This is a genomic window from Gemmobacter aquaticus, from assembly GCF_007859075.1.
GTDB classification, from domain to species: Bacteria; Pseudomonadota; Alphaproteobacteria; order Rhodobacterales; family Rhodobacteraceae; genus Gemmobacter; species Gemmobacter aquaticus.
In genome coordinates, this window is the sequence record NZ_VOAK01000024.1 from 1 (window position 1) to 26,868 (window position 26,868).

The 26,868-nt window shown below is 62.9% G+C and carries 23 protein-coding genes and 1 pseudogene; 9 read left to right on the forward strand and 15 right to left on the reverse strand.

Annotated elements, in window-relative coordinates:
* The 5 genes and pseudogenes from FQU74_RS15780 to bglB all read right to left on the reverse strand — a co-directional run.
* Positions 1-414 (reverse strand): annotated as a pseudogene (locus tag FQU74_RS15780) (5-deoxy-glucuronate isomerase); the annotation flags it as partial.
* A 13-nt stretch (positions 415-427) separates the two neighbouring features.
* Positions 428-1,726: a TRAP transporter large permease gene (locus FQU74_RS15785; protein WP_146287446.1), complete on the reverse strand. Its 1,299-nt coding sequence runs from the start codon at positions 1,724-1,726 to the stop codon at positions 428-430.
* Position 1,727: 1 nt separating this feature from the next.
* Positions 1,728-2,240 (reverse strand): TRAP transporter small permease, encoded by a 513-nt coding sequence (locus tag FQU74_RS15790; protein WP_146287447.1) that lies wholly within the window; start codon positions 2,238-2,240, stop codon positions 1,728-1,730.
* Complete coding sequence (locus FQU74_RS15795) at positions 2,240-3,199, reverse strand: TRAP transporter substrate-binding protein (RefSeq protein WP_146287448.1); 960 nt, start codon at positions 3,197-3,199, stop codon at positions 2,240-2,242. Before FQU74_RS15795 ends, FQU74_RS15790 begins: the two co-directional genes overlap by 1 nt.
* 34 nt (positions 3,200-3,233) lie before the next feature.
* Complete coding sequence (gene bglB / locus FQU74_RS15800; RefSeq protein ID WP_146287449.1) at positions 3,234-4,352, reverse strand: beta-galactosidase BglB; 1,119 nt, start codon at positions 4,350-4,352, stop codon at positions 3,234-3,236.
* Between the two features lie 219 nt (positions 4,353-4,571).
* On the opposite strand from bglB, the gene kdgR reads away from it, so the two are divergent.
* Positions 4,572-5,354, forward strand: coding sequence for a DNA-binding transcriptional regulator KdgR (kdgR, locus tag FQU74_RS15805; protein WP_146287450.1), 783 nt, complete (start codon positions 4,572-4,574; stop codon positions 5,352-5,354).
* Between the two features lie 371 nt (positions 5,355-5,725).
* Here kdgR and FQU74_RS15810 read toward each other — a convergent pair whose 3' ends face one another.
* The 7 genes from FQU74_RS15810 to FQU74_RS15840 form a co-directional block, all read right to left on the reverse strand.
* On the reverse strand, positions 5,726-6,007 hold the full coding sequence (locus FQU74_RS15810; RefSeq protein WP_241659879.1) for a hypothetical protein: 282 nt from the start codon (positions 6,005-6,007) through the stop codon (positions 5,726-5,728).
* 174 nt (positions 6,008-6,181) lie between these two features.
* Complete coding sequence (locus FQU74_RS15815; RefSeq protein ID WP_146287451.1) at positions 6,182-8,305, reverse strand: alpha-galactosidase; 2,124 nt, start codon at positions 8,303-8,305, stop codon at positions 6,182-6,184.
* On the reverse strand, positions 8,302-10,242 hold the full coding sequence (locus tag FQU74_RS15820; protein WP_146287452.1) for a beta-galactosidase: 1,941 nt from the start codon (positions 10,240-10,242) through the stop codon (positions 8,302-8,304). Before FQU74_RS15820 ends, FQU74_RS15815 begins: the two co-directional genes overlap by 4 nt.
* Positions 10,242-11,330 (reverse strand): ABC transporter ATP-binding protein, encoded by a 1,089-nt coding sequence (locus FQU74_RS15825; RefSeq protein ID WP_146287453.1) that lies wholly within the window; start codon positions 11,328-11,330, stop codon positions 10,242-10,244. The genes FQU74_RS15820 and FQU74_RS15825 overlap by 1 nt, the downstream gene beginning before the upstream one ends.
* A gap of 17 nt (positions 11,331-11,347) precedes the next feature.
* Entirely contained in the window at positions 11,348-12,196 is an 849-nt protein-coding gene (locus FQU74_RS15830; protein WP_146287454.1) for a carbohydrate ABC transporter permease, read from the reverse strand.
* Positions 12,196-13,101, reverse strand: a complete 906-nt coding sequence (locus FQU74_RS15835; RefSeq protein WP_146287455.1) for a carbohydrate ABC transporter permease — start codon at positions 13,099-13,101, stop codon at positions 12,196-12,198. The genes FQU74_RS15830 and FQU74_RS15835 overlap by 1 nt, the downstream gene beginning before the upstream one ends.
* Before the next feature lie 71 nt (positions 13,102-13,172).
* Positions 13,173-14,405, reverse strand: a complete 1,233-nt coding sequence (locus FQU74_RS15840; protein WP_146287456.1) for an ABC transporter substrate-binding protein — start codon at positions 14,403-14,405, stop codon at positions 13,173-13,175.
* Positions 14,406-14,537: 132 nt separating this feature from the next.
* Between FQU74_RS15840 and FQU74_RS15845 the strand changes: the two genes are divergently transcribed.
* Complete coding sequence (locus FQU74_RS15845; RefSeq protein WP_206665044.1) at positions 14,538-15,461, forward strand: helix-turn-helix domain-containing protein; 924 nt, start codon at positions 14,538-14,540, stop codon at positions 15,459-15,461.
* Between the two features lie 216 nt (positions 15,462-15,677).
* On the opposite strand, the gene FQU74_RS15855 is transcribed toward FQU74_RS15845, so the two are convergent.
* Positions 15,678-16,967 carry a PQQ-dependent sugar dehydrogenase gene (locus tag FQU74_RS15855; RefSeq protein WP_146287459.1) on the reverse strand — a complete coding sequence of 430 codons (1,290 nt, stop codon included), beginning with the start codon at positions 16,965-16,967 and terminating at the stop codon, positions 15,678-15,680.
* A 214-nt stretch (positions 16,968-17,181) separates the two neighbouring features.
* On the opposite strand from FQU74_RS15855, the gene FQU74_RS19760 reads away from it, so the two are divergent.
* The gene (locus FQU74_RS19760; protein ID WP_146287460.1) at positions 17,182-18,825 is read left to right on the forward strand and encodes a glycosyltransferase family 2 protein; all 1,644 of its coding nucleotides are present in this window, start codon (positions 17,182-17,184) and stop codon (positions 18,823-18,825) included.
* Positions 18,826-18,843: 18 nt separating this feature from the next.
* On the opposite strand, the gene FQU74_RS15865 is transcribed toward FQU74_RS19760, so the two are convergent.
* Both FQU74_RS15865 and FQU74_RS15870 read right to left on the reverse strand, forming a co-directional pair.
* Entirely contained in the window at positions 18,844-20,079 is a 1,236-nt protein-coding gene (locus FQU74_RS15865; protein ID WP_146287461.1) for an HlyD family secretion protein, read from the reverse strand.
* Positions 20,072-20,527: a hypothetical protein gene (locus FQU74_RS15870; protein ID WP_146287462.1), complete on the reverse strand. Its 456-nt coding sequence runs from the start codon at positions 20,525-20,527 to the stop codon at positions 20,072-20,074. The genes FQU74_RS15865 and FQU74_RS15870 overlap by 8 nt, the downstream gene beginning before the upstream one ends.
* A 271-nt stretch (positions 20,528-20,798) precedes the next feature.
* Between FQU74_RS15870 and FQU74_RS15875 the strand changes: the two genes are divergently transcribed.
* From FQU74_RS15875 to aroQ, 6 genes are all read left to right on the forward strand, one after another.
* Positions 20,799-21,644, forward strand: a complete 846-nt coding sequence (locus FQU74_RS15875) for a metalloregulator ArsR/SmtB family transcription factor (protein ID WP_146287463.1) — start codon at positions 20,799-20,801, stop codon at positions 21,642-21,644.
* 5 nt (positions 21,645-21,649) lie between these two features.
* Positions 21,650-22,657 (forward strand): ArsJ-associated glyceraldehyde-3-phosphate dehydrogenase, encoded by a 1,008-nt coding sequence (locus tag FQU74_RS15880; protein ID WP_146287464.1) that lies wholly within the window; start codon positions 21,650-21,652, stop codon positions 22,655-22,657.
* Positions 22,654-23,913, forward strand: coding sequence for an organoarsenical effux MFS transporter ArsJ (gene arsJ, locus FQU74_RS15885; protein WP_268236788.1), 1,260 nt, complete (start codon positions 22,654-22,656; stop codon positions 23,911-23,913). Before FQU74_RS15880 ends, arsJ begins: the two co-directional genes overlap by 4 nt.
* A gap of 198 nt (positions 23,914-24,111) precedes the next feature.
* On the forward strand, positions 24,112-24,591 hold the full coding sequence (locus tag FQU74_RS15890) for a fasciclin domain-containing protein (protein ID WP_146287466.1): 480 nt from the start codon (positions 24,112-24,114) through the stop codon (positions 24,589-24,591).
* A 149-nt stretch (positions 24,592-24,740) separates the two neighbouring features.
* On the forward strand, positions 24,741-26,264 hold the full coding sequence (locus tag FQU74_RS15895) for a fasciclin domain-containing protein (RefSeq protein ID WP_146287467.1): 1,524 nt from the start codon (positions 24,741-24,743) through the stop codon (positions 26,262-26,264).
* A gap of 158 nt (positions 26,265-26,422) precedes the next feature.
* Complete coding sequence (gene aroQ / locus FQU74_RS15900) at positions 26,423-26,866, forward strand: type II 3-dehydroquinate dehydratase (protein WP_146287468.1); 444 nt, start codon at positions 26,423-26,425, stop codon at positions 26,864-26,866.
* Positions 26,867-26,868: the final 2 nt, after the last annotated feature.

Genomic DNA, 26,868 nt, shown 5'->3' on the forward strand with positions numbered 1-26,868 from the left:
GATCAGGCGGTTCGGGCAGGTGCGATGCGCGGGGGCCGAGGTGATGTAGAACCGCCCCTCGCCCGCAAATGTGACCGGCCCCGCCCCCATGCCCAGATAGAGCACGTCGCCACGCTCCAGCGCCCAGCTCTCGCCCGCCGCGCTGACCGTGCCGGGCCCGCCGATGTTCACGATGCCCATCTCGCGCCGGTCAAGAAACGAGGGTGTCTTCGTCTCGGCCACCTGATCGAGAACAAGACTGCCCCCCGCAGGAACCGCGCCACCCATCACGAACCGGTCGTAATGCGTGTAGATCAGACGTATCTCGCCTTCCAAAAACATCCCCGATGCCAGAAAGTGCCGCCGCAGCGACGCGGTATCCATGCCGGGAACCTGCAAAGGGTGAATGGCATGACGTGTCTCAACGTGAAGCATGGACGAGGTTCCTTCAAAGTCCGAAGTGACGTGGCAGCGCCATGGTCAGCGCAGGCACATAGGTGACGACCAGAAGCAAGGCGACCAACAGCAGGTAGAACGGCACCAGCGCCTTGATTGCGGCCTCGACCTTCACCTTGGCTACACCTGCGCCTACAAAAAGGCCGGTCCCGACAGGCGGGGTGATGGTACCGATGGCCAGATTGAAGATCATGATCACACCGAAATGAACCGGATCGACACCCACCTTCTGTGCGATCGGCAGCAGGATCGGGGTAAAGATCAGAATGGCTGGCCCCATATCCATGAAGCATCCGACGACGAGCAGCAGGACATTGATGATCAGCATCACCATGATCGGGTCTTCGGCGATCCCCAGGATCAGTGCCGTCACCGCGGCAGGTATGCCGGTGAATGCCATCGCAAAGCTGAGCGCGGCCGACGCCGCCAGAAGCAGCATGATCGTGCCGGTCATTTGGACAGTCTCAAGCAGAAAGCCCGGAAGGGCCGAGATCGGCATGGTCCGGTGGATCACGAAAGCCAGCAGCAAGGTATAGACGACTGCGACGCCTGAGGCCTCGACCGCGGTGACGATGCCCAGAAGGATGCCGCCAATGATCAGCACGATCAACATCAGGCTTGGCAGCGCCGCAATGGTCACTTGCAGCGCCTGACGCAGCGAAACCCCTGGGGCGACTGGCCAGCCACGGCGCCGCGCGACAATCGCCGTCAGAACCATCATGCCAAGCCCCCAAAGCGTGCCCGCCACCGCCCCACCCATGAACAGCGCCGCAACCGAGGTGCCGCCCGAGATCAGTGAGTAAATGATAAAGGCTGTCGTCGGCGGGATGAGCATGCCCGTCGGAGCCGAAGCTATGTTGACTGCGGCTGCAAAGTCATGGTCGTAGCCCTCGCGCTTCTGCATCGGCACCATGACGCCGCCGATCGAGGTCGAGGCGGCGATGGCCGAGCCGGAAATGCAACCAAAGAGCATGTTCCCCGCAATGTTGGTCTGGGCCAGCGAACCGGGGATGCGCCCAGCAATCAACTTGGCAAAGTCCACCAGCCGCACCGCGATGCCGCCCGAGTTCATGATCACCCCGGAAAGGATGAAGAATGGCACCGCCAGAAGCGAAAAGCTGTCGAGGCTTGCCAGCATTTTCTGCGCCGAGGTGAACAATGCCATGTCGAATGGTGCCACCAGCATGACCGCGGCAATCGCGGCGGCAGTGATTGATACGGCCAGCGGCACGCCGATCAGCGTCAGCGCGCCAAAGACGGCAATCAGGATCAGACTTGCAGGACCGGCCATGTCATTCCCCCATCAGGGCGGACTGCGCCTCGGCCGGCTCATGGTGCAGCCGCCCGCGCGTCAGGTCATAAAGGTTCAGAAGGTTGTAGATCACGATCAGAACGCCGCTGACCGGCAGCGCTGCATAGACCCAACTCATAGGGATCTGTAGCACCGCGCTCGTCTGCTGGGCTGAAATCGAGACGCCTCGCATCCCGCCAACGATCAGCACGGCCACGGCGAAGAGGATGAAGACCACCGTGACACCCGCCTCGAGCCAGATCCTGGCCCTGCCCCGCAGCCGATCGCGGAGCAGGTCAACGGACATATGGCTGCCACGACCCGAGGCGTATGCCGCCCCGAGCATGGACATCCAGATCACGCCATAGCGCAGAATCTCTTCGCTGGAGGTTGAGGGCGCGTTCAGGGCGTAACGGCTGAAGACCTGCCAAACCAGAACCGCGACAAGCCCTGAGAGGAGCAGGCTCCCCACACTGCCGAGAAACAGGTCCAGCGCACGGCGCAGCGATTGCATCACTGCACCTTGGCGCGGATAGCGTTGGCAACTGCGGCACGTTCGGCATCAAGGTCGTCATACATGACCTTGACCGCCTCGCGGAACGGCGCGACATCCGGGGTGTAGAACGTCACGCCCATTGCTGCGGTTTCGGCCTTGGCGGCCTCGACAGCGGCATCCCAGACCGACTTGTGGAACTCGGTCGATTCCTTCGCAGCCTCAAGCACAGCGGCGCGGTGCTCAGGGGTCAGTCGCTCCAGGGTCGCGGTCGAGATCACGACAATGTCGGGAATGCGGGTGTGACCGTCGTAGGAATAATGCTTGGCGACCTCGGCATGGCGCGCGATCGTCATGGCGAATTCGTTGTTCTCGGCGCCATCCAGAACGCCCTGCTGCAAGGAGGTGTAGACCTCGGCCTGGCTCATGGCCACCGGGGTTGCGCCCAGCAACTCGGCCATGCGGATTGAGGTCGGGCTTTGCAGCACGCGTATCTTCAGGCCCTTCAGGTCCTCGACCTTCTCAATAGGCTTTGAAGCCGTGTAGAAGTTGCGCGCGCCAGAGTTGTAGTAGGTCGCGCCAACAAAACCGATACCCTTGGTTGCATCGTAGATCGGCTGCATGATGGCGGCATCGTCCATGACACTGTAAAAATGTGCCTGGTCATCGAACAGGAAGGGCATCGGGAAGACGCCATAAACCGGGGCAAAGCTCTCCAGCAAACCGCCAGACACTTTGGTCACATCCAGCGCACCGGACTGCACCAGCTCCACCAGTTCGCGCTCTCCGCCCAGCTGGCCATCGGGAAAGAAGGCGACCGTGACCTCGCCATTGGTCTTTGCCGCAACCAGCTCGCCGAATTTCTGCATCGCTTCCACCGTGGGGGTGGCGTTCTGCGCATAGCCGAAGCGCAGCTCCTCGGCCATTGCGACACCCGACATCAGGGTAATCAACGCCAGCGTGGTCAGTGACTTGTACATGGGTATCCTCCTCATAACCCGGTGCAATGGCCTGTCAGATGTAGGTCCGCAGGAATTCCGAAAGGCAGAACATCGCCATCGCCTGCCCGTAGGGCATCGAGGTCAGCTTGACCTGCCGGTAATAGTCGAGATCGGCCCCCATGGCGGTGCCGAACGAGACGTTGCGCAACTCGCCTTCGGGACTGATATTGGCAATCACGCCCTTCACGGCACGCTCGGCCACGGCACCAAACTCAGCCGGCAGATAGCGCTTTCGCACGCCTTTCAGCAGACCATAGGCGAAGCCCGCCGCTGCCGAGGCTTCAAGGTAGCTGTCCTTGTCATCGATCAGGGTATGCCACAGGCCGCTCTCGTCCTGCGTGTCGCGCAGGGTTTCGGCCTGCCGACGCAGGGTTGACAAGAGATGTCGGCGAACGGGGTCACCTTCGGGCAGGCCCAGCATCTCTATGAACTCCGGGATCGCGATGGTGATCCAGCTGTTGCCACGCGCCCAAAGCGCGCGGGCAAAGTTGTGGTTGCCGTCGAATGTCCAGCCGTGGAACCACAAGCCCGTGCGCGTATCAGCCAGATACTGCGCATGCAGCAGGAACTGGTATTTCGCCTCCTCCACATACTCGGGCCTTTTCAGAAGCAGGCCGATCTTGGCAAGCGGCATCACGCTCATCATCAGCGTGTCGTCCCAAAGCTGCTGGTCGTTCACACTGTTGTAGACGATGTGCTGCAAGCCACCCTCGCGGGTGCGGGGCATCTCGTGCATCACCCACTCAGCCCAGGCATCCAGATAGGGCACCCATACCGGGTTCGGCTGATGTTCGTGCAGACAGGCAAGCGTCAGGAAAGGGGCAACGGTGTTGATGTTTTTCGTCGGCGTCCCCTCCGCCAGACGGGCATCGAACCAGTCTCGAATGATCTTCATCGCCTGCGGATTACCGGTCAGCTGCCAGTACTTGAACAGACCGTAAAGACCGATGCCATGGGTCCACTCCCACCCGGCCCAGCCCTTGGTGTCGATGACCCGCCCATCCTCCAACCGCAGCAGGAACTCGCCCGTCGTGTCCGTGATATTGATAAGGTTCTGGGTCAGGCGGTCGATCAGGCCCGTTACCTCTTCGCGCGAGACGAAACGGTCCTTCTGCCGCAAAAGCGGATGCATAGGGTAGTCCTCCTCCTGAGATCGGCATACGAAATTTTTCGGAATGCCGTTTCGAAAATGAAGGAACCACACTCCGTTTCAAAAATCAACAAGGAATCATTCAGGCGCAACCTCAATAATAACTGTTATTATGCAATGAGTTAGGTGAAATTCTGCGCCTCCTTGACAGAAGCCATCACAAATTTCAGAATGCAGTTCCATATTTTGCAGAACATGGCCATGTCTGAGCGCACCCCGAAAACCGAAAACGCCGCCGCCGTCCTCAAGGTCTTCGCCGTGCTGGAGGCGCTGGCCGATGAGCGCCGCGCCAGCCTCGCCGATATCGCGCAGAAGGCGATGACATCAAAGACCACCGCCCATCGCCTACTGCAGACGATGGCGGATCTGGGCTATGTCGAGCAGGAGCCAGAGACAGAGAAATACGGCCTGACGCTGAAGCTGTTCGCCCTTGGCGCCCGCACGCTGCGCGGACAGGAGGATCTGCTTCGCGTCGCAGATCGCGAGATGGGAAAGCTGTCGCGTGCGACCGGCGAGTCGATCAATCTTGGCGTGCTGGACGATCACGAACAGCGCGTCGCCTACATCCACAAGTACGATTCAACCTATAACCTGTCGATGCACTCCACGCTCGGCAAACGCAATCCGCTGCACTCCACCTCGCTGGGCAAAGCATTGCTTGCTTGGCGCGATGCCGAAGAGGTATCCGAGCGGATCGCCCGGATGGACTTGCGCAAGCTTGCCCCGCGCACAATCACCGACCCTGACCAGTTGCGCGCCCAGCTGGAACAGATCCGTGCGCAGGGCTATGCCGAAGAGATCGAAGAGAGCGAGGCAGGCGTACGCTGCATGGCCGCGCCAATCCTCGACCACGCTGGCAAGTCGATTGCGGCGATCTCCATCGCCTTTCCCCTTGTCCGCTTTGACGAAGCACGCAGGGCCGACTATGTCCGCCTGCTGACCGAGGCTGGCCGCGCGGCATCGGCATCGCTGGGTGCGGGGTGAGCGAGCCAGGTCAGGCTGGCGCATCGTTACGGCAGAAATACCAAGCCCTTCGCGATGATGGGACTTGGGTGACCCCCTCGGGCTGAACCATTAGGGCTCCTCCGATCCGGGCCGCCGTTTGGAAGATTGGCGTTACGCACGTATTGGAAGAGCGCCAGCCCAAGGCGGATGGCCATCACGCCCAACGTCCACTCGCATGCCAATTGAAGCCTCTCGCCTCAGATCACCAAACTTGACGGATGCGAACGAACTTGGCTCACTCAAGCCCACACACCAGCCGCAGCTGGCGCTGATAGCCGGGCTCAGATCAATATGCTCCGGCACCTTCGACAGGGGCTTTCAGTCTCGCCGACTTGGCAACCGGGCTGGCGTCAGATACCGAGCAACTTCTTCGCTTCCGCCAATGCGTCGACCGAGGCCTGATGATTGCCGGCATCGTGCTCAGCCTCTCCCATCGCGCGAAGTTCCTTGACGCGGGCAAGGTCTTCCGCGCTCAGGCTTGCAGTTTGCAAAGCCGCATCGATGGCGGCCATGTCAGCCGGGCACTGAAAGGCAAGGGTCGGTGATGCGAGCAACGCAAGAAAGCCGGCAGTGATCAACATCTTCATGTCGCGTACCCCTTTATCCTGAATGCGCCAACGCTGACGCACCACGAGGATAGCACTCCTGCAAGGGAGCACCCCTCACGTTTCTGTGCGGCAGACAGTCCTGAGTTTATCCTGATCCGGGCCGATGGTTGCAGATAACACATCTGACTCAGGCCGCTTAACCCTGCATCCGCCGCGGATGCCGGAGCAGATCGGTAGCGCTCTGGCGGGCCATTGCGGCTATGTGTGCCGCAGGCTGGCGGATGCGGCCATCAGACCCGTCCCGCCGGTTTTTTGCACGAGGACCCCTTCAATCATCCAGAGGGTAGAGGGCCATGCGACCGGGAGGTTTATCCCACCCGACATCAGCGCCCGGCCCGACAAGGTTACCGGCCCGTGTTGCAAAGCCGACTTGCCGCGCGATTGCGGCGGCGCGTCTTCTGGGTTCAGCAGACGCAGTTCATAGCGCGCGTCGGGGTCAAGCCCGGTCAGGCAGATCGGACGCGGCAGGATCTGCCGGCTCATCTCTGCCACGCCTGCGGCCAGCAGAAAGCGCCCACCATCCTCGGCCAGCTGCACCTCGGTCGTCACTGCCGGATCGGGCGAGTCCAGCCGCAGGATTGTGGCCCGCATCATCCAGTCCCGGTTGGATTTCCACCAGCGGGTCACCTCGGCCAGCGTGTTCGCCTCGGCCTCGGTCAGTTGCCGCAAGTCCATCTCGAAGCCAAAATGGCGCAACGCCGCGACACGCGCGCGGAACGACATTGGCTGAACCCGTCCGGTGGTATGCGCACGCGCCGCACCAACGTGGCTGCCCGTCACTGCGGCTGGCAGCAGAAGTGCGGCATCGGCCTGTATGCGGAGGCGTTCCGTCGGGTCGATGCAGTCCGACAGCCAGACGCGCTGCGTGCGCGCCAGAATCCCGGCATCAATTCGCCCGCCACCCGAGGCACAGCTTTCGATCTCTACACCCGGATGGGCGGCGCGCAGACGGTCGAGCAGATCGTAGACCCCCTCGGTCTGCGCCGCATCGACCACCGGCAGCAGCCGGTTGTGATCCCATTTCAGATAGTCGATGTCATGCGAAGACAGAAGCGCATCGAGCATCGCGAACAGGTGGTCACGCACATCGCCGCGCCCCATGTCCAGCACCATCTGGTTGCGTCCGGTGGTCTGGTCCGCGGGCCCCAGTATCCAGTCGGGATGCGCGCGCGCCAGATCGCTGTCAGGGTTCACCATCTCGGGCTCGACCCACAGGCCAAAACGCATGCCAAGGCTCTGCACATGGGTGATCAACGGCTGCAGCCCTTGGGGCCATTTGCGCCGGTCAACCCTCCAGTCACCCAGGCTAGAGGTGTCGTCGTCGCGCCGCCCGAACCAGCCATCGTCCAGCACAAAACGCTCGGCCCCAAGCGCCGCCGCGCGGGTGGCGATGTCAAAGAGCGTGGCAAGATCGTGGTTGAAGTAAACTGCCTCCCAGCAGTTGTAATGTACCGGGCGCGGGCGCGCCGGATCAGGCCATGTCACCACCCGGTCTCGCATGTCGCGCTGGAAGGTGGCGCCGATCCCGTTCAGGCCCTGTGTCGAAACGGCAGCCAGAAGTTCCGCCGTTTCAAACTGCCGCGCCGGTGCCAGATGGGCACCGCTGGCATGGCCGAACTGCACCTGACGGCGCCCGTCGGGCAGCTCTTCCGCGATCATACGATGGCCACCCGACCATGCGTAATGCAGAGCCCGCGCCGCCCCTTGAGTAAAGGTGCAGCCGGGGGCAGGTAACAGCGCCCATGGCGGATGCTCTTGCCCCGAACGGCCCGTGCGCGCCTCGCGCAGGCGAATGCCGGGGGTCCAGGGCGTCCGGGTCAACTGCAACTCGCCCAGCCATTTGCCGGAAAAGTCGAGAATCTCGGTATCGATCTGCGACACGGGCAACACCGGTGCTGCAAGCCAATGAAGGCGGATCGGGCGGTCTGCCTCAACCCTGGCCTGCATAGCAATCACGCCGGTCGGATGGGCACGGAAGCTGTGGGTCAGCGTCAGCCCCTGATCGCCCGAGACCAAGTGCAGGGCGCCCTCCCCCACCTCGGCGCGAATGAAGCACAGGCGCGGAAACAGCGGGCGGCCATCAGCCTCGGCCGCGATCAGACCGGGCTGGCCGTGCCAGTCAGCGGCAGGCAGCGGGCAGAGCGTCAGATCGGGCAGCCGGTCGAGCATCCCGCCGGTCAGATCCGAAACCTGCGCGCGGGCGAGCCCGGCCAGATCCTCATCGGCAGGCAGGGTGGGACCCCACCAGATCACGCGCGGAACCGCGCCCTCTGTCGTCAGCGCGATCGTCTGACCCGGAGCATCGATCCGCCACACCGTCATCCTGTGATCCTCTGCGCGATAGTCAGGCCCTGCGGCGGCACGGTCTGCCCGCCCATCAGGCAGTCGAACCCTGAGGGCAGCGTCCAGTCGCCGGGGCCGTAGTTGAAGAACATCCACCAGTCGCCGCGGCGGCGCAGGCGGATCTGCGACGGCAGTGGCAATGTCTGCAAGCCCGCGACCTCTGCCATATGGGCGGCAAGCGCCTCCAGAAGGTCGGGCGCGGGCCAGCCGTGCAGAACATGCACCCGGCCCTTGCGGGTCAGCGCAGGGCCATGATCGGCAAAGCGCGCCAGCACGTCGGCGTCCGCCGTAACGTGGTCGCGCCAGCGGATCACGCCCCCCTGAACCGAACCCGTGACCGGCTGTTCCAGCCCCGGCCGCAACGAGGCGACCTGCGTGACGCGCGCACCCGTCAACCCGGCAAGCGGCCCCGGCGCAAGGTTCTCGGGGATCGCGAAGGTCCGGTCGCGCGACCCCGCACGCGGGCCGATCAGCACCATTCCATCGGCGGCCTCAATCGCGGCACGCGCGGCATCGGTCACATGTACCATCGTGGGCACAACGACCAGATCATAGCCCTGAAGCGGCGCGCCCGGTGGGACGACATCGATGTCGAGCCCCAGACGGCGGAACGCCTCATACCAGCGGAAAACCAGCTCCTCATAGCGGAAGTCGCGGCCCTGCGGCTGGATCATGGTGGCCCAGTAGCTGGGGTAATCAAAGACAAAGGCCACAGGCGCCGGCCGGGTTTCAGGCAAGGGTGGCAGGGTGGCCAACTCGCGCGCGACCTGCGCCGCCTCGGCTCCGCCGGGGGAAAGCTCGTCGAGGCCCGGCAGGTTCAGCCCGGCATGGAACTGTTCCTGCGCAAAGGGCGCCTGACGCCAGCGGAAGTAGCTGACCACCTCGGCCCCATGGGCCAGCGCCTCCCATGTCCAGAGCCGCACCATTCCTGGTTTGGGCACAGGGTTCCAGGCAGCCCAGTTCACCGGTCCGGGCTGCTGTTCCATCACCCAGAACCGGCCCCGACCGACCCCCCGATAGAGGTCGTGGTGCCAGGGCGCGATATCGGGATGCGAGGTTTCGGCCCAGCGGTTGCGCTCGACCTCGGAAAAGGGGAACTTCTCGACAAAGCCGATCGGGTAGCTGTCCCAGGACGCCAGATCGAGGTTTTCCGCCACCTTGAAATGGTCAAAGTCCGACACGAACCCCATGAAGTTGTGGGTAATCCAGCGCCCCGGCGAATGCGCGCGGATCAAATCGCATTGCATCCGGTCATAGGCGGCGACCTGATCGGAATGGAAGCGCCAGAAATCCATCCGCTGGGCCGGGTTCGGCTCGGTCACGGTGCCGTTGGGCAGGCTGACCTGATCGAAGCCCGTCACCTCCATGGACCAGAAGACCGCACCCCAGGCCTCGTTCAACTGCTCGGCCGACTGGTAGCGGTGGCGCAGCCAGTCACGAAAGGCGCTCAGGTCCTCAGGACCCCAGGAAAGGGTGCTGTCATGACAGCCGTATTCATTGTCGGTCTGCCAGCCCGCAAGCCCGGGATGCGCACCATAGCGCCGTGCGATCGCCTCGACGATGCGGGCACTTTCCCGCCACCAGGTCTTGGACGAAAAGGTGTAGTGCCTTCGCGAGCCAAAGCCGCGGACCCGGCCCTGTTCATCATAGGGCAGGATATCGGGGCATTCATCCACCAGCCATTTCGGCGGAGTGGCCGTGGGCGTTCCAAGAACGATGCGCAGGCCGGCGGCGTGCAACACGTCCATCGCACGGTCGAGCCAGCCGAAGTTGAACTCTCCCCGCGCGGGTTCGCTCCGCGACCACGCGAATTCACCGATGCGCACATAGGTGATGCCCAGCTCTACCATGCGGCGCGCGTCGGTTTCCCATCGACCTTCGTCCCAGTGTTCGGGATAGTAGCAGACCCCCAGCATCAGCGTGTCAGATCCCCGTTGATGAGGGCCTGTCCTGCGGCATCGAACAGATGGCATGCGCGCGCGGGTACGCCCACGCGCATCCGGTCGCCCGGCCGCTCGGAGGCCAGCCCGTCGGCCTTGACCGCGATTTCCGATCCGTCGGAAAGCGCGACAAAGAACAGGGTCTCTGATCCCAGATGCTCGGCCAGCTTCACCGTGCCCTCCAGCACGGCATCGCCCACGCCGGTCGCACTGGCATGTTCGGGGCGCAGGCCCAGCGTCATCTGACCCGCCACCGCGATCTGGCCCGCCAGCGTCACCACCGCGCCGCCGGGCAATGTGACCTCGGCCCCGCCGGGTGCGGGGCGCGCCTCAACCGTCAGGAAGTTCATCTTCGGACTGCCGATAAAGCCCGCGACGAACAGGTTGCGCGGCCGGTGATAAAGCTCGAGCGGGCTTCCGACTTGTTCGATATGGCCTGCCGACAGCACCACGATCTTGTCGGCCATGGTCATCGCCTCGACCTGATCATGGGTGACGTAGATCATCGTCGCGCCCAGATCCTGATGCAGCCGCGAAATCTCGCCCCGCATCTGCACCCTGAGCGCCGCGTCGAGGTTCGAGAGCGGCTCGTCAAACAGAAAGACATCCGGGTTGCGCACAATGGCCCGGCCAATGGCAACGCGCTGGCGCTGCCCGCCGGAAAGCTGCCCCGGCTTGCGATCAAGCAGATGGTCAAGCTGCAGCATCTTTGCCGCCGCCGAGGTGCGCTTGGCGATCTCGGCCTTGTCATGGCCGGTCATCCGCAGCCCAAAGCCGATGTTCTCGGCGACCGTCATGTGCGGGTAAAGCGCATAGCTTTGAAACACCATCGCCACCCCGCGATCCGAGGGGCCGACCTGCGTCATGTCGCGCCCGCCGATGCGCAGCGCGCCAGAGCTGATCTCCTCCAGCCCCGCCACCATGCGCAGCAGCGTGGACTTGCCGCAGCCCGAGGGGCCGACAAAGACGCAGAACTCGCCATCCGCGATCTGCAGGTCGATGCCCTTGATGACGCTGACCGCGCCGAATTCCTTGGTGACCTTGCTGAGGCTGACCTCGGCCATGGGATTGCTCCTTCTTCTCAGCCCTTGGTCGCGCCAAGGGTCAGACCGGCAATGAAGTGCCGCTGCATGAGGAAAAACATCAGGACTGGGGGCAGCGCCGCCACGATCGACCCGGCCGAAACCAGATGCCATGCGGCAACCCATTGCCCGTTCAGCGAATAAAGCCCGGCCGTAACCGGCATGGCGTGCTGGCCCTGCACCAGCACGGTCGCCCAGAAGTAGTCGTTCCAGACGAAGGTGAAGACCAGAACCGACAGCGCGGCGATGGCGGGGCGCATCAGGGGCAGCACGATATGACGGAAGATGCGCCATTCGCTGACGCCTTCCACCCGCGCGCTCTCGATCAGGGCAAAGGGCAGGCCCTTGATGAAGTTGCGCATGAACAGCGTGCAGAACCCGGTCTGGAAGGCGATGTGAAAGAGCACAAGGCCCAGCGTCGTGTCATACATCCCCGCCCTGAGCGTCATGTCACGCACCGGCACCATCAGGATCTGGAAGGGGATGAAGTTGCCCGCGACAAAGGCGAAGAACACCCACAGGTTGGCGCGGAACCCATAGACCGCCAGCGCAAAGCCGGTCAGACACGACAGCGCCACCGCCCCGATCACCGTGGGAACCGTGACCTTGAAGGAATTGAGGATGTACCAGCCGATCGGGCTGTCGCGAAACACGGCGGCGTAGTTCTCGAAGGCAAGCCCGGAGGGGATGCCGAAGTAGTTGCCCGCCGCGAGGTCAGAGGCTGGTCGCAGCGAGGTCACCGCCACTCCGATCAGCGGAATAAGCCAGATCATCAGCGCCACGGGCAGAAGCACCTGATAGCCGATCCGCGCCGCGGGTGAGGCCTTCTGGATAGGGGTCGGAAACATCAGCGGTTCCTTTCCTGCGCGATCATCCGCACGATGAACAGCGTGATGAAGACCATCATGATCAGGAACAGCACCACCGCGATCGCCGCGCCATAGCCCATGCGATAGCCGTATTCGGAGAGCGCCTGCTCATACATGAAATAGCTAAGCACCTGGCTCGACCCGTAGGGGCCGCCCGCCGTCATGATCGAGACAAGGTCAAAGCTGCGCAGCGCGCCGATCACAGTGACGACCATGGCGATGAAGGTCGCGGGCGCCAGTTGCGGCAGGATCACATGCCAGAGCAGCCGCCAGCCACGGGCATTGTCCATCCGCGCGGCCTCGATCTGTTCGGGGTTCAGGTTGTTCAGCCCCGTCAGATACAGGATCATGCAATAGGCGGTCTGCGGCCAGAGCCCGGCAACGATGATGCCCAGGGTCACGAACCGCTCATCCGCGAGAACTGCGATCTCGGTTCCCGTCAGCCATTTGATCAGCTGTGAGAACAGCCCGAAATCAGGGGCGTAGAACCAGGTGAACATCAGGCCCACAACGACCTGGCTGATCACGAAGGGAAAGAAGAAGAGCGATTTGTAAAGCCGGATGCCCCAGACCGTCTGGTTGAGAAAGAGCGCCGTCGCCAACCCCATGGGAATGGCCAGCAGGTAAAGCGCCAGCCAGATCAGGTTGTTCTTCAGCGCGACATAGAACGTGTCGTCGTCCAGCAGTTCGACATAGTTGCCAAGGCCGATCCAGACCTTGTCGCCCAATCCGTCCCAGTCGTGAAAGCTGATCCAGACGGACTGGACGATGGGGATCAGCACATAAAGCAGGAACATGATCGCGCCGGGGGCCAGAAAGGCCCAGGGGGCAATCTTCAACTGGTTCCGTTTCCAGAACCCTGCGGATCTTGCGGTATCTGACATGAGCGGCCTCGGGGATCTGGCGCAAAAGGCCCGGGGCCACCCGAAGGTAGCCCCGGCAGGGAGAGACCGGTTTACTTGTAGACCTTGGCGCGGACCTTCTCGAGCCGCTCGAGGATACGGTCGATCTGGTCGGGCTTGACCATGAACTCCTGGAAGCCCTCCATCCCGGCCTTGGCCATCTCGGCGTCGGCGTCGCGGTCATAGAACTGCGCCAGCGCATAGGCGTTCGAGAGCATCGTGAAGCCCGCGTCGAGGAACTTGTCCGAGGGCTTGGCAGCCTGATTGTTCACCGGCAGCTGACCCAGCGTCGCGTTCATCTTGGCCTGTGCCTCGGGCGAGGCGAGATAGGCGAGGAAGACCTTGGCATCTTCCTTGTTCTTGGCACCCGAGGGGATGTGGAATGTGTCGGTCGGTGCGTCCTCGGCCATCGGGATGCCGGGGGTGATTTCCGGGAACTGCATGAAGCCGATCTGGTCCTCGGTCAGCCCGCCGTCCTTCATCGTGGCAACGGCGAAGTTGCCCATCAGATACATGGCGGCCTTGCCCTGCACCATTTGCGGGATGGCGTCCTGCCAGTCGATGGCGGCGTGGTTTTCAAGGAAGTAGCCCGGGCCTACCAGCTCGGCCCACTTCTCGAACACGGCCTTCACACGCGGATCGGTATAGGGAACCTTGCCAGAGGTCAGCTCCATGTGGAACTCATAGCCGTTCACCCGCAGGTTCAGATAGTCGAACCAGCCACCGGTGGGCCACAGCGCCTTGGTGCCGATGGCAAAGGGTGTGATGCCCGCCGCTTTCAGCTTTTCGCTGGCAGCCAGCAGCTCGGCCCAGGTCTTGGGTGGGGCGATGCCCTGTTCGGCAAAGATATCGGCGCGGTAGTAGATGCCCCACTGGTAATAGGTATAGGGCACGCCCCATTTCGTGCCGTCGATCGTCATCGACGCGGCCGAGGATTTCAGCTGCTCGTCGAGGCCATTGGAGGCCCAGACATCGGTCACGTCCTCGAAGAGGCCCGCACCAACGAAGGGCGCCATGCGATTGCCGGCATACCAGGCCGCCACATCCGGCGGATCGGCGGTCAGAAAGTTGCGGATCGCAGCCTTGTAGCCTTCGTGGTCAAAGTTGTTCCACTTGACCGTGATATCGGGGTGCTTTGCCTGAAAGTCAGCGATCAGCTCTTCCATGGCTTTCTTGGGTGCGGGGTCGGAATGATCCGAATTGATGACGATCTCGCCCGCAAAAGCGGCCGATCCCATCAGCAGGGCCGAAAGGGCAAGCCCTGCAAGGGCCTTGAACTTGGTCATGGTTTCCTCCCTGAAACCGGTGTCCTGCGCCGTCGTGACATGGTCTCCTCAACCATGCCGACTGCGAAAGAGGATGACAGGAAATCAGGCAGGTTCTACCGTTCAAACAAAGAAACCTTCCGGGATTCTAAGGTGACCTCGACGACGCACGCCAGTTTTCCGCCCAAGCAGGACGAATCTGTCCCTGCCCACCCGGACTATGACCCACGCCATCCGCTGGTGGTCTTTGGCGACCACCGTTTTTGCGCAGGCGAGTCGGTCGAGGTGCGGCGGATGCCGGGGCCACATATGCACAGCCAGATCGAGCTGAACTTCGTGCTTGAGGGCGCGATGACCTACTGGTTCGACGGGCGCGAGCTCACCGTCGATGCCGGGCGGTTGTGCCTGTTCTGGGGCATGGTCCCACATCAGGTGATCGAGGTGCAGCACGCGACGCGATTTGTCTGCCTCTATGTGCCGATGTCGGTGTTTCTGGGGCTGCCCGCACTTTCGCCCTTTCGCGATGCGGTGTTTCGTGGCGCAGTGATCGAGGCCACGCATCTGACACCCTGGGACCGCGACATCTTTCTGCGCTGGCGCGAGGAACTTCTGTCGAACGACGCGGCCCTGACCGATATCGTCCGGAACGAGTTGACGGCGCGGGTGCTGCGCATCCAGCGTGACGGCTGGCATGATCTGCGCGCCGACGCCTCGGCAATTCCGGCGATCGCCCCGCAGGATGCCGCGCGCATCGATCATGTAGAGCGCATGTTGCGCTTCATCGCAGAGCGCGCCCATGATCCGATTTCAGCCGAGGATGTGGCAGCTGCCACCACGCTGCATCCGAACTATGCCATGGGCCTGTTTCGTCGCACTGTCGGCCATACGATCAATCAGGCGATCACGCGACATCGCCTGGACACGGCCCGTTCGCTCTTGATCTCGACAGACCGCACAGTCGCCGAGATCGTCTTCGGTGCGGGTTTCGGATCGTCCTCGCGGTTTTACGAAGCCTTTGAACAGCGCTTCGGCGAAAGTCCGGGCGCGTTCCGTCAGCGCATGCGACGGGGAAGCTGACCCCAAATCCAAGGAGGTGGGCTGGCACGTTGCTTCCTTGACGCAACTGGCAAGGCTGATTGAATCGCGCAATTCCAGCCCCTACTGGATCTCGGGGATCGGTCGCAGGGCAGTCAGGGCCCAACCCGATAACCGCACGTCCTGAAGCACCCTGACGATGAAGGCCACGCCCGCCGCGCCTTGGCGGGGGACGTGGCCGATCTTGCAGGACCGCGCTCAGGCCCCGGTGACGCGCCAGATGACATCGCCCACGTCATCAGCCATCAGAAGCGACTTCTGATCAGGCCCAATCGTCACCCCGACAGGACGGCCATAGGCCAGCTTTTCGTCGTCGGAGAGAAAGCCGCTCAGGATATCGCGCGGAGGACCGCTCGGTGCGCCATCTGCGAAAGGCACAAAGATCAGCCGGTAGCCGCTAAGCTTTGAGCGGTTCCAGGAACCGTGCTGGCCGATCACCATGCCTGAGCCAAATCCCGGCAAGGTGCCTTCGGGCATCCAGCACAGACCCAGCGATGCGGTATGGCCGCCAAGCGCATAGTCCGGCGTGATCGCCTTTGCCACCAGGGCCGGATCTTGCGGCACACGATCGTCCACCGTCTTGCCCCAGTAGCAATAGGGCCAACCGTAAAAGCCGCCGTCCCGCACCGAGGTCAGGTAATCCGGCGGCGTCTCATCTCCCAGCCCGTCACGCTCGTTCACCACGGTCCATAGCGTCTGCGTCGCTGGCTCCCATGCCATGCCAACGGCATTGCGCAGGCCAGAGGCAAAGATGCGGGCCTGTCCGGTCGCAAGATCCAGCTCCCAGATCGCGGCGCGGCCCTCTTCGGCCTCCATACCGTGATCGCCGATGTTCGACAGCGACCCGACCCCGGCATAGATCCGTGTGCCATCCGGCGACACGATCAGGCTGCGGGTCCAGTGCCCATGCGGCTTGAAGTCAACCAGCTTGTCACCGGGGCCAGAGATCGAAGTCGCGTCCGGTGTGTAGTCGAACACGCGTATGCCGTCCGTGTTGCCCAGATAGAACCGGTTGCCGACCAGTGCCATGCCGAAGGGCTGGTTCTGGTTTTCGACAAAGACCTTGCGGATCTCGGCCGTGCCATCGCCATCGGCGTCCCGCAGCAGTGTGACGCGGTTGGCGCTTTGGCCGATGGCCTTGACGCGCCGCATCGTCGCTTGCGCGGCATGATCCATCAGGGTCTTGGGCGCAGCCGGTTGTTCCTTCGATTCCGCGATCAGCACATCACCGTTCGGCAGCACCTCGATCCAGCGCGGATGATCGAGCCCGGTCGCAAAGGCATTGACCTTGAGACCCGCCGCACAGGTCGGCAGATGCCCATCCACCCAACCCTTCGCCACCGGCATTTTCAGCGTCATGATCCCCTGCTTGCGCGCCTCGGGGATCACGGGCTGGGCGCCCACGGCCTGATGGGCGGGCGAACCCATGCGCCGCATCAACGCAACAGCGCCACCGACCAATGCGGTCGCCCGTGCCAGAAGTTCCATCTATGCCCTCCAGATTGACTGTCGCAGAGCCTAGCGGGATTTGCAGAGCGATTACAGCCGATTGTCTTGGCAGTCATCGGCCCGCCAGACCATCCCCCTTCTGGGCACTCGGGCACCGCAGCGCGATCTGGTTCGGCAGGCCAAGACACTTGGCAACACATGCGTTCTTGGATAAGGCCTAGGCTTGTTCTGAAGGTAAAAGTGCGCCGCGCAGATGGATCGACCAGCCACCTCGTCACAGGACTCTGGCGCGCGGAACGGGCGCAAGATCCTGTTCTCGGCCATGAAGAACGAAGCCCCCTTTCTTGTGGAGTGGATCGCTTATCACAAGGCCATCGGCTTTGACGAAATCGTCATCTGCTCCAACCCGTCAAATGACGGAACCGAAGAGATTCTGGCGACCTTGGCCGAACAAGGGGAAATCCGGCATCTGCGCCGACGCCCTGCCCCCAACCAGTCCCCGCAGGGCGAGGCATCAAGGGCCTTCACGCAAGAGGTCGGCTATCGTGCGGGGGACTGGTATCTGTGGCTTGACGCAGATGAGTTCCTGAATGTCCATTGCGGGGATCGGACGGTTGACGCCCTGATTGCAGCGGCGGGTGGAAGATCCTGCATCTTCGTCAATTGGCGCATCTTTGGAACAAGCGGGAACGACGACTTTCCGGGTCGGTTTGTAAGCCCCGATTTCACCGGGGCCGCCCCGCGCGAGTTCCGGCAGCATAAGCACATCAAATCGTTGTTCCGCTTGACCGAAGGGGTCGCGGGCTTTGCCGTGGAGGGAATCCATCGCCCCCTGCTCAAACCCGGCAACGCGATCGGTCTTTCGGATATTCTGACCGGCAAGGGCAAGAGCGCGCGCGCACCGGGGCAGGAACATCAGCGCTGGCTGGGCGGAGCGGACTCGGGCCGCTTTCATTCGACCTCACGCCATGAAACCGGATGGGCGCTTGCACAGATCAACCACTATCTGGTGCGCACCCGCACGAGCTTTGCACTCAAGCAGGCCCGCGGGCGTGGATGGGTTCCGGGCGCTGTGGGCAAGGTCATCCCGCGCCACACCGACGACTTCTTCGCGCTGAACGACCGCAACGACGAAGAAGATCGCTCCATCCTCCACTGGCAGGATGCGGTGACCGAGGAGATGGCGCGCCTTCACGGCCTGCCCGGTGTCGCCGCGGCCGTCGAACATGCCGGGCGGCTGATGCAGCAGATCATGTCAGGGCTCGCGGTCGCACGCGCCCCTGAGCCTGCGGCGAGTATCGTGACCGAGGATGAACCGACGGGCGATCCGGCACCAAGGCTTACCTTTCCGCCAGCCGAGGCCCGGTTCATCCGAGCGGTCTATCCGCAGGCAAAGTTCATCCTCGAATACGGCAGCGGCGGCTCCACAATGCTTGCGGCAAGCCTGGGGACCCGCGTGATCAGCGTCGAAAGCGACAAGGCCTGGAGCGAGCGTCTCGCTGGCCATCTGGCGCCTTTCGCCGACAGGGCAAAGCTGCATTACGTCGACATCGGTCCGACAGGTGCCTGGGGCAAACCCAACACGATCGACCGTTTCGCCCAGTATCATCGCTACGCGCTATCAGTCTGGGACCGCCCGGATTTTGAGGAGCCCGATCTTGTACTGATCGACGGCCGGTTCCGCGCCTCTTGCCTTGTCGCAGTGCTGTTGCGTGCCCGTCGTCCGACCACCGTGCTGTTCGACGACTATGCCGAACGGCCCTATTATCACGCGGTCGAACGGCTTGCCCGGAAAGAGGAATTGATCGGCCGGATGGCGCGTTTCACCGTGACCCCGGGATCCATCCCGCCAGACATGCTTACCCAGGCGATCGGCTGGTTCGCCGACATGCGCTGACCCCCTCTCATTTCTCTCTCAATGCCCGCCCTGCAGGACGAGCGTTTTGACGGGCATGATGATGGCCTGCATGCGCAGGATGAGGGCGTGGACGAATCCGACGGTGTCGACGACGTGCAGGCCGATCCGTTGGAAGGTTCCGAGGTTGGGATCTTCGAGCTTTGCGTGATTGCTGGTGTAGAGGTTTGCGATGCAGTTTGCGCCGGGGCGCAGGCTGTCAAATCCACCAGCGTAGAGCGGCTCGATATAGACCGTCAGGGTGCCGTTGGGGGGAACCTGCGCGGCATCGACCAGTTGATCTGTCGGTCGCATTTGCCCGGAGGCGATGACCGACTGCACCTCGGTCACCACGCCGGGCAGCACGGTAAAGATGACCGAGGGGCAGATCACCTCGGCCACCATGCCGGGGCGGATCACCTGGCTTTCGGTCTGGCCGAACCCGGCCTGCAGGGCCACGCGACCGGCCTTTTCCGGGATCAGGATGCCTGCGGGCCGCATGAACGGGTTCACGATGTCGCCCGGACGCAGCGCGAACTGTTCCAGCTGGCCATCGACCGAGGCGCTGATCGTGGTCTTGGAAAGCGCGATTTCGGCCTCTCTCAGTTGCGCCTCGGCGCTGGCCTTCTGTGCCGGCAACTGCACACGGATCGAGGCATTCACACTGTCGACGTTGGCGCGCGCTGCATCGACAGCGCCCTGCCGGGTGTCGACCGTGATCTGCAGCTTTTCCACATCACGGTCGGCAATGGCATCCGGGTTGCGGCGCTTGAGTTCCGCACGCGTTTCATATTCCTCGATCGCCTGCTCAAGCGCACCCTGTGCCTGCGCCAGATTACCCTCGGCCGCATCGAGCGTGGCCTCGGCCGCCTGGATCGAGGCCTCCACCTCTGCCACGCGGCGGCGTGCGGTTTCCACCGCCGCCTCCTGGGCCGAGGAATCCAGCCGGAAGATCGGCTGACCCGCCTTCACCTTGTCGCGCACGCCGACATAGACCTCGGCCACGCGGCCCGATGCCTCAGGCAAGATCGGAACGGTACGGAAAAACGAGGTGACCGCCGTCGAGGCCGGATGAAAAAAGAAAACCAGCGTAATCAACGAGATAGTCAGGATCACGCAGCCTACGATGCCGTAGCGCAGCTCATACCAGACGGTAAAGAAGGTGATCTCGCGCCCGAACCTGCGCCCCTGGGCATAGCGGCGATACAGGAAATCCGGCAGGATGGTGAAGGCCGAACACAGCAGAAGCTCAAGCATGGCGCGCCTCTTCGGTCTGGGCGGCACTGGTTTGCTCGGTACCGTCATCGTCAGGCGGCGTATCGGGATCATCCGATTTCGGCCCCACCATCTTTTCAGCGCCCGCCATCTTTTCAAGCGAGTCGGCAATCGACTTCAGCGGCGTGCCGAAGTCCGGCAGGTCAATCATCGCCAGAAGCAGCGCCGCGATCCAGAAGATGTGCTGATGGGTGAAGAGCGCGATAAGTGCCAGCACCGCCACAATGTCCATCTGCAGCTTGCGCGTATGGCCCGCCATATGCTCGGGCAGCGCGTGGAGCTTCAGATAGAGAATGCCCACCGTGAAGACCATGCCCACGACAAGAAAGGCCGTAAAGGTCATCAGCCCGTCTGATCCGTCCGCCCCCGGAATGAAGAACGGCAGGTGATCCGTCAGCTTCGGATTCACCCCTGCAGCAATATCGGTCATCTTTTCCCCATGCCCGCAAGTCTTCTTAATCTCCACTCACCCTAGGGGCGGAGCCAACAACAGGCAACGGTGTCTCGGTGACTCACAGACAACAAAAGCCAACCAGGACCTGAAGGGACGTCGAAGCAGCGTAGTGTGCAGCGCAGGCGTCGCGCTCGCGACGGCCCGAGCGCATTGCCCCAGCGAACGACCGCGACACCAAAGGCGACGCCATCGAACTGTCATGAAAGTTTCACTGGATCATTCCATTTAATTCCTTCATTCAGGAAATATGGAAATAAACCGCGCAACCCACGCCTTTGCCACGCTCGGCCATCCCGGCCGGTTGGCCGTATTTCGCCTGCTGATGCGCTTTGCACCACAGGGCGTACGCCCGACCGAGATCGCCGAGGCGCTTGGGCTGAAGGCCAATACCCTGTCCCACCACCTTGCCGACCTCACATCCTCGGGACTGGTCGAGGTCGAACGGCAGGGCCGCTCGCTCTTCTACGCCGTCAATCTGGAGATGGCCGAGCAGCTGATCGGCTATCTCGCCCTGAACGTCGGGCGCGCGCGGCCTGACCTGATTGCCCCTCTGTTGATCCCGGACAAGGACACCGACATGCCTGCCACCGATTTCAATGTGCTCTTCATCTGTTCGGGCAACTCCGCCCGGTCGATCTTTGCCGAAGCGCTTCTGCGCGATCTGGGGCGCGGCAAGTTCCGCGCCTTTTCTGCCGGGACGCGCCCGAACACCGAGTTGAACCCCTTTGCGCTGGAGATCCTGCAGCGCAATGGCCATGACATCGCGGGTCTGCGTTCAAAGCACATCTCTGAATTCCAGCAACCCGGCTCGGCCAGCATGGATTTTGTCTTCACCGTCTGCGACACCGCAGCGGCCGAGGAATGCCCACCCTGGCCGGGCCAGCCGATCACCGGCCATTGGGGCCTGCCCGACCCGGTGAAGGCCACGGGGACGGATGCGGAAAAGGCGCTCGTCTTTGCCCAGACCTATGCCGCGCTGCGCCGCAGGATTGCGGCATTTGTCGAACTTCCCTTCGACAGCCTGTCCCGGATGGCCCTGCAGACCCGCGTCGATGCAATTGGCCTTGATGCCCTGACCGCCGAGAAAGGCTGAACCTGATGACCCGCATTGCCCTGAACGGCCTTGGCCGCATCGGAAAGCTTGCCTTGCGCGACCTGATCGACACCGGCGCAGGTGGCGAGATCGTCTTGCTGAACGACCCCGTCGGCGATGCCGAGCAGCATGCCCTGCTGATGGAGTTCGACTCGGTCCACGGACGCTGGCGGACACCAGTCGATCACACAGCGGATGCGCTGGTGCTGAACGGCCAGACCATCCGCCTGACGCATGAAAAGTCGATCGAGGCTCTGCCGCTCGCTGAACTGGGTGTCGATCTGGTGATCGACTGCACCGGCGTGTTCAAGACCGCCGCCAAGGTGGCGCCCTATTACACTGCGGGGGTGAAGAAGGTCGTGGTCAGCGCGCCGGTCAAGGACGGTGGCGCGCTGAACCTCGTCTATGGGGTGAACCATCACCTCTACGATGGCACGCAGACCCTGATCACAGCCGCGTCCTGCACGACGAACTGTCTCGCCCCGGTGGTCAAGGTCATCCATGAATCGTTGGGCATTCGCCACGGATCGATCACCACGATCCATGATGTGACCAATACGCAAACCATCGTGGATCGCCCGGCCAAGGATATGCGCCGTGCGCGGTCCGCCCTGATGAACCTGATCCCGACGACAACCGGGTCCGCGACCGCCATCACGCTTATCTATCCCGAGCTCAAGGGCCGCCTGAACGGTCATGCCGTGCGGGTGCCACTCCTCAACGCCTCGCTGACCGATTGCGTGTTCGAGGTCGAGCGGTCGACCACGGCCGAAGAGGTGAACGCCCTCTTTGCCGCGGCGGCTGCGGGGCCGCTGAACGGCATTCTGGGCTATGAGACGCGGGCGCTGGTGTCTTCGGACTTCACCAACGATCCCCGCTCGTCGATTGTGGATGCGCAATCGACCATGGTGATCAACGGCACCCAGGTGAAGATCTACGCCTGGTATGACAACGAATGGGGCTATGCCTGCCGGCTGGCGGACATCGCGCGGATGGTTGCGGTGTCGATGTGAGCGAGACCGTCCCCGAGGCCAATCCGCTGCGTGCCTATGCCGCCGTGACCGCCGCCTATTGGGCTTTCATGCTGTCTGATGGCGCACTGCGGATGCTGGTGCTTTTGCACTTCAATTCGCTGGGCTTCACGCCGGTGCAACTGGCGTGGCTGTTCCTGCTTTATGAGATCGCCGGAATCGTGACCAACCTCGCCGCCGGATGGCTGGCCGCGCGCTTTGGATTGGCCGCGACGCTTTACGGCGGACTTGCGCTGCAGATCGGCGCTCTGCTGGCACTGGCACAGCTTGATCCCGGCTGGGGTGTTGCCGCCTCTGTCGCTTTTGTCATGGCTGTGCAGGGCGTCTCGGGGGTAGCCAAGGATCTGGCCAAGATGTCATCGAAATCAGCCGTCAAGCTGCTCGCCCCGCGCGAGGATGGGGGGCTCTTCCGCTGGGTCGCGGTGCTGACCGGGTCAAAGAACGCGGTCAAGGGTCTTGGCTTCTTTCTGGGCGCGGCGCTGCTCGGCCTTGCCGGATTTGATGCCGCCGTCTGGGGAATGGCCGCCGTGCTGTCGGTCATCCTGATGGCGGTCGTGCTGTTTCTGCCCGCGGGCCTGCCGGGGCGGATGAAATCGGACGAAGCATGGGGCGGCTGGCGGTCGAAGGACAGGCGCGTGAACCGGCTGTCGCTGGCCCGGATGTTCTTGTTCGGTGCGCGCGATGTCTGGTTCGTGGTGGGCGTGCCGGTCTATTTCCAATCGGTCCTGTCTGACGGCACTGCCGAGGGGCGTCGCGAGGCCTTCTTCCTGATCGGCGGTTTCCTCGCGCTCTGGATCATCGCCTATGGGGCGGTTCAGGCCTTCGCGCCGCGCATTCTGGGCGGGAAGGGCCAGCCCGAGGCAGAAACTACGCGCCGGGCTATCACCTGGTCGGGGCTGCTGGTCCCGATCCCCTTCCTGCTGGCGGCGGCAGCCTGGGTTGCGGGCGGACCATCGGGCTGGCTGACCGCAACCCTGATCCTGGGGCTTCTCGCCTTCGGCTTTGTCTTCGCCGTCAACTCCTCCGTCCATTCCTACCTGATCCTTGCATACGGATCAGCCGAGCGGATTACCCGCGACGTAGGCTTTTACTACATGGCCAATGCGGCCGGGCGGCTGATCGGAACGCTTCTCTCCGGTCTCAGCTACCAACTGGGCGGGCTGCCGCTTTGCCTTGCCACGGCCGGGATCATGGCCTTGGCAAGCTGGCTTGCCGCGCGTCGCCTTGCGACCGCCTGAACCGCGAAATCGCGGGCCGGGCGATCACGATTGGTATCGGTGCTTCACGGAATCTTGACTGGAAATCCGGAAAGGTCGCGGCTTAGCGCGCCGCGGCAACCTGACAAGCCCCCGACGCGGAAATTTGAGGGTGATCCGAAGTGCGTTCCCAAAGCTATCCCATTCGCCAAACACGGCATCACTGAATGGGAGAGAACAATGATCCGCAGAACATTCCTTGCGTTTGCCGCTGCTACCACCTTCCTCTCGGCACCGGCCTTTGCAGCTGACAAGGACATTGTCGATACCGCTGTCGGCGCGGGGAACTTCACCACGCTCGTCGCAGCCGTGCAGGCCGCAGACCTTGTCGAGACGCTGAAGGGCGAAGGGCCGTTCACCGTCTTTGCCCCGACTGACGCTGCCTTTGCCGCCTTGCCGGCTGGCACCGTCGAAGACCTGCTCAAGCCCGAAAACAAGGACAAGCTCGTCTCGATCCTGACCTATCATGTGGTTCCCGGCAAGGTCATGTCGGGCGACCTGACCGAAGGCATGAAGGCCAAGACCGTTCAGGGTGGCGAGGTGACGATCACGCTTGACGGCGGCGCCAAGGTCAACGGCGCAGCCGTCTCGACCGCCGACATCGAGACGACCAACGGCGTCATCCACGTTATCGACGCAGTGATCCTGCCCCCGATGTGACGATCAACCGGCAGGCTTCACGCCTGCCGGTTCCCTTTCCGGGGCCGCAAGCACGCGACCCTTGCATTCCACCAACATCAACCATCATGGAGCCGGTCGCAGCCTGAAGGCTGGCGACGCCGGCTACCCCATTGCCAGGGAGACTTGCCATGCCCAGCATTGCCGCGATCGCCAGTGGCGACGACCGGTTCTCGATCCTCGTTCAGGCGCTGAGCTATGTGGATACGGCGATACCAGGGTCCAATCTGATTGCGACGCTCTCGTCCCATTCTGCCGAACTGACTGTCTTTGCCCCGACGGATGCAGCCTTTGGCCAACTTGCCGTCGACCTTGGCTTCCACGGCAATCCATCTGACGAGGATGCCGTCGTGTCCTTCCTGACAACGGCGGTGCCTGCCGAAACGCTGAAGACGGTGATCCTGTATCATGTCAGCGCCGGGGCGCTGACGGCGAACGAAGTGGCTGCGCTGGAAAGCATCCCGACGCTCGCTGGCGTCAACATCGGGACGGATTTGCCCACGCTTGTCGATGCCGAGCCCGACCTGATCGATCCCTCGTTGGTTCAGACCGACATCATCGCGACGAACGGCGTGATCCATGCGATTGACCGCGTCCTTCTGCCGATCGACCTGCCCGGAAATGACGCCCCCACGATCACGGACATCGTTGCGGCGAGCGGCGAGTTTGACAGCAATGGTCGCGACTTTGACCTGCTCTTGCAGGCGGTGACGGCGGCCGGGCTGGCTGGAGCGCTTGACGATCCTGAGGCGGACCTCACTGTCTTTGCCCCGAACGATGCCGCCTTCATCAAGCTTGCAAAGACCCTTGGGTTTGAGGGCAGCGGCGAGGGTGACGCCTTTGCCTACATCGTCGATGCGCTCACCTTGCTGTCGGGAGGTGGCGATCCGATCCCGCTGCTGCAATCGATCCTGACCTATCATGTCGCGCCCGAGTCGCTTCAGGCATCGCAGGTTCTTGCATCCGACAGCATCGAAACGCTGCTTGGGCCTGCTCTCGGTGTGAACGGAACCCGTCTGGTCGATGCCGAACCTGACCTTGCAAACCCGGGGATCATTGCGACCGACATTCAGGCCGCGAATGGTATCGTCCATGTGATCAACGGTGTCCTGCTGCCCACTGACCTGCCGACCTTCGGCGGTGCAGACGGGGCTGAACTGGTGATTGCATCCGATGAGGCGAACGTGCTGTTCACCGGCAAGGGGCGGGATCTGATTGCCGCAAATGGCGGGGATGACGTCGTCGGCGCGGGCGCGGGCAGCGATCTTGTGCTGGGTGAGGCGGGCTCGGACAAGCTTTTTGGCGGACTGGGCGCTGACCGGCTTGACGGGGGCGCGTCACGGGACTTCGTGTTCGGTGGCAAGGGCGCCGATGTGCTGATCGGTGGCGCCGGGGGTGATTTCCTGACGGGCGGCGACGGGCGTGACCGCTTTGTCTTTGCAACCGGCGACGGCCGCGACCTGATCTCGGATTTCGAGGTGGGCGAGGATCGCATCGACCTGTCGGGCACGACCTACGATAGCTTTGATGACATCTCGGGTCGCATCTCGGGCTCCATCGGCTTCACCGTGATCTCGCTGGGCAACGGGGACAGCATTGCCCTGGCCGGCGTGCGTCCGCGCGACCTCGGGGCTGACGACTTCCTCTTTGCCTGATTGCAGAGCACGGGCCGCGGCAGACACCCTCGCCGCGGCCCTGTTCGGATGCTTCGCGCTTCCGTCGTGGACGTATCGGACCAATGTGATGTAGGACAGCCTCTGGATAGCTGTCGCGGGACCGGTGCCGCGCCGCCCGCGTCAAGATAGAGGACAGAATGCCCAAGCCCATCTTCATCCTGAACGGCCCCAACCTGAACCTGCTGGGCAAACGCCAGCCCGAGATCTATGGCCGCGACACGCTGGAGGATGTGGAGCGCAATTGCGCCGCCGCCGCAGCGGATCACGGGCTTTCGATCCGCCTGTTCCAGTCGAACCACGAAGGCGTGATCATTGATACGATCCATCAGGCGCGTGACGAAGCCTCAGGGATCATCATCAACCCCGGAGCCTTCACGCACACCTCGGTCGCGATCCTCGATGCGTTGAACGCCTTCGATGGCCCTGTGCTGGAGTGTCACATCTCCAATGTCCACAAGCGTGAGGCATTCCGCCATCACTCCTATGTCTCGGGTCGCGCCGATGGTGTGATCGCGGGATTCGGCGTGCAGGGCTACGTACTCTGCGTGCTGCGCATGGCCACGCTTCTGCGCGCCGCTTGACG

Bases quoted from the DNA above. Each gene is read 5' to 3' on its own strand.
- FQU74_RS15785 (WP_146287446.1), bottom strand. From the start codon at position 1,726: ATGGCCGGTCCTGCAAGTCTGATCCTGATTGCCGTCTTTGGCGCGCTG.
- FQU74_RS15790 (WP_146287447.1), bottom strand. From the start codon at position 2,240: ATGCAATCGCTGCGCCGTGCGCTGGACCTGTTTCTCGGCAGTGTGGGG.
- FQU74_RS15795 (WP_146287448.1), bottom strand. From the start codon at position 3,199: ATGTACAAGTCACTGACCACGCTGGCGTTGATTACCCTGATGTCGGGT.
- bglB (WP_146287449.1), bottom strand. From the start codon at position 4,352: ATGCATCCGCTTTTGCGGCAGAAGGACCGTTTCGTCTCGCGCGAAGAG.
- kdgR (WP_146287450.1), top strand. From the start codon at position 4,572: ATGTCTGAGCGCACCCCGAAAACCGAAAACGCCGCCGCCGTCCTCAAG.
- FQU74_RS15815 (WP_146287451.1), bottom strand. From the start codon at position 8,305: ATGACGGTGTGGCGGATCGATGCTCCGGGTCAGACGATCGCGCTGACG.
- FQU74_RS15820 (WP_146287452.1), bottom strand. From the start codon at position 10,242: ATGCTGGGGGTCTGCTACTATCCCGAACACTGGGACGAAGGTCGATGG.
- FQU74_RS15825 (WP_146287453.1), bottom strand. From the start codon at position 11,330: ATGGCCGAGGTCAGCCTCAGCAAGGTCACCAAGGAATTCGGCGCGGTC.
- FQU74_RS15830 (WP_146287454.1), bottom strand. From the start codon at position 12,196: ATGTTTCCGACCCCTATCCAGAAGGCCTCACCCGCGGCGCGGATCGGC.
- FQU74_RS15835 (WP_146287455.1), bottom strand. From the start codon at position 13,101: ATGTCAGATACCGCAAGATCCGCAGGGTTCTGGAAACGGAACCAGTTG.
- FQU74_RS15840 (WP_146287456.1), bottom strand. From the start codon at position 14,405: ATGACCAAGTTCAAGGCCCTTGCAGGGCTTGCCCTTTCGGCCCTGCTG.
- FQU74_RS15855 (WP_146287459.1), bottom strand. From the start codon at position 16,967: ATGGAACTTCTGGCACGGGCGACCGCATTGGTCGGTGGCGCTGTTGCG.
- FQU74_RS19760 (WP_146287460.1), top strand. From the start codon at position 17,182: ATGGATCGACCAGCCACCTCGTCACAGGACTCTGGCGCGCGGAACGGG.
- FQU74_RS15865 (WP_146287461.1), bottom strand. From the start codon at position 20,079: ATGCTTGAGCTTCTGCTGTGTTCGGCCTTCACCATCCTGCCGGATTTC.
- FQU74_RS15870 (WP_146287462.1), bottom strand. From the start codon at position 20,527: ATGACCGATATTGCTGCAGGGGTGAATCCGAAGCTGACGGATCACCTG.
- FQU74_RS15875 (WP_146287463.1), top strand. From the start codon at position 20,799: ATGGAAATAAACCGCGCAACCCACGCCTTTGCCACGCTCGGCCATCCC.
- FQU74_RS15880 (WP_146287464.1), top strand. From the start codon at position 21,650: ATGACCCGCATTGCCCTGAACGGCCTTGGCCGCATCGGAAAGCTTGCC.
- FQU74_RS15890 (WP_146287466.1), top strand. From the start codon at position 24,112: ATGATCCGCAGAACATTCCTTGCGTTTGCCGCTGCTACCACCTTCCTC.
- FQU74_RS15895 (WP_146287467.1), top strand. From the start codon at position 24,741: ATGCCCAGCATTGCCGCGATCGCCAGTGGCGACGACCGGTTCTCGATC.
- aroQ (WP_146287468.1), top strand. From the start codon at position 26,423: ATGCCCAAGCCCATCTTCATCCTGAACGGCCCCAACCTGAACCTGCTG.